The sequence below is a fragment of the Hydrogenovibrio sp. genome (genome assembly GCF_049975065.1).
In the GTDB taxonomy this organism is placed as follows: Bacteria; Pseudomonadota; Gammaproteobacteria; order Thiomicrospirales; family Thiomicrospiraceae; genus Hydrogenovibrio.
Window position 1 is genome coordinate 2287 of sequence record NZ_JBNGDN010000114.1, and the last position, 1675, is coordinate 3961.

The window sequence follows — 1675 nt, forward strand, 5'->3', positions numbered from 1 at the left end:
TGTTTGGATATGTTGTTTGTATATATTGATATGAGGGGGGTTAGGATGTCAAGCTTTTGTTGATTCGTTTCGCTAATCGACGTAAGGGATGGTGAATTCCGGCGGAATCTTGCAGGCCTGGTGGGTTTTGAGATTCATGCAGGCCCATTGCGTATGACCGAAAAACACTTCCTGACCATCCGATAGGCGGAAAATCTGATAGTAGCGGCGGCGCTGGCAGCAACCGATCTGCTCGCCGACCCAAGTGCCAATTTGCAATTCGTCGTCCAGGTAACAGGCGGCACGGTAGTTGAGTTCATGCTGGCGCACCACCATGATTTTTCCGACTTGGCGTTGTACCGATTCGTCAATGCCTACCGCCAGACTGTGTTGCCAGGCGATGTGTTCCATCCAATTCAAATAGACTTTGTTGTTGACGTGATTGAGAAAGTCAATTTCGTCCTCGGTGACGATATGGTTTTCGATAAAGGGCTTGGGATGCCGCCATTTGAGCGATGCGTTCATTGCGTTGGCCTGACTAAGCTTGCGGTTCATTGAGGTAATTTGGCGTGACTCCTAGTATAATGCAAGATTACATGAAAGAAATTCGAGAAAGTAAATTATGTCGGGCAATACGTTAGGGAAAAATTTTTGTGTGACCACCTTCGGTGAAAGCCATGGAATCGCGTTGGGTGCGATTATCGATGGTTGCCCTCCGGGACTGGAATTGACGGAAGAGGACATTCAGGTTGAATTGGATCGTCGCAAACCGGGCACGTCAAAACACGCCACGGCGCGCCGCGAAGATGACAAGGTGCAGATTCTCTCCGGCGTGTTCGAAGGCAAAACCACCGGAACGCCGATTGGCTTACTGATTCATAACACCGACCAGCGTTCCAAAGATTATTCCAAAGTGGCGGAAACCTTTCGCCCGGCGCATGCCGATTACACTTACACCCAGAAATACGGCGTGCGCGATTATCGCGGCGGCGGGCGCTCTTCCGCGCGTGAAACCGCCATGCGCGTGGCAGCCGGTGCGATTGCTAAGAAATATTTAAAAGAGCGTTTGGGCATTGAAATCAAAGGCTATCTGTCGCAGCTGGGGCCGATTACGGTGGAAAACGTGACTTGGCCGTTCGATAACGATAACGAATATTTTTGCCCGGACCCGGTCAAGCAAGCTGAAATTCGTGAATACATGGATAATCTGCTGAAGCAGAAGGATTCCGTCGGCGCGAAAATTTCCATCATGGCGAAGAATGTGCCAGTTGGGTTGGGCGAACCGGTGTTTGACCGTTTGGATGCCGATTTGGCCCATGCGCTCATGAGCATCAATGCGGTGAAAGGCGTGGAAATCGGTGATGGGTTTGCCGTCGCCGCGCAACGCGGCACCGAACACCGCGATGAGATGACGCCGGAAGGGTTTGCGTCTAACCATGCCGGCGGCATTCTGGGCGGTATTTCCACCGGGCAGGACATTATTGCGCACATCGCTTTGAAACCGACGTCCAGCATTATGACGCCGGGGCGCAGCATTAACCGCGACGGCGAAGCGGTCGAAATGGTGACCAAAGGCCGTCACGACCCTTGCGTGGGCATTCGCGCCACACCGATTGCCGAGGCGAAAGTGGCGTTGGTGCTGATGGATCATTTTATGCGAAACCGGGCGCAAAACGGCGATGTGGTGCCGCCGATT

The 1675-nt window shown here is 52.6% G+C and carries 2 protein-coding genes; one reads left to right on the forward strand and one right to left on the reverse strand.

What is annotated here, in order from left to right; translation table 11 throughout:
- Positions 1–72 precede the first annotated feature (72 nt).
- Positions 73–504: an acyl-CoA thioesterase gene (locus ACP5D0_RS09915; protein WP_472365622.1), complete on the reverse strand. Its 432-nt coding sequence runs from the start codon at positions 502–504 to the stop codon at positions 73–75.
- 97 nt (positions 505–601) lie between these two features.
- On the opposite strand from ACP5D0_RS09915, the gene aroC reads away from it, so the two are divergent.
- The coding region (gene aroC, locus ACP5D0_RS09920; RefSeq protein ID WP_472365623.1) for a chorismate synthase at positions 602–1675 on the forward strand (1074 nt) is incomplete at its 3' end.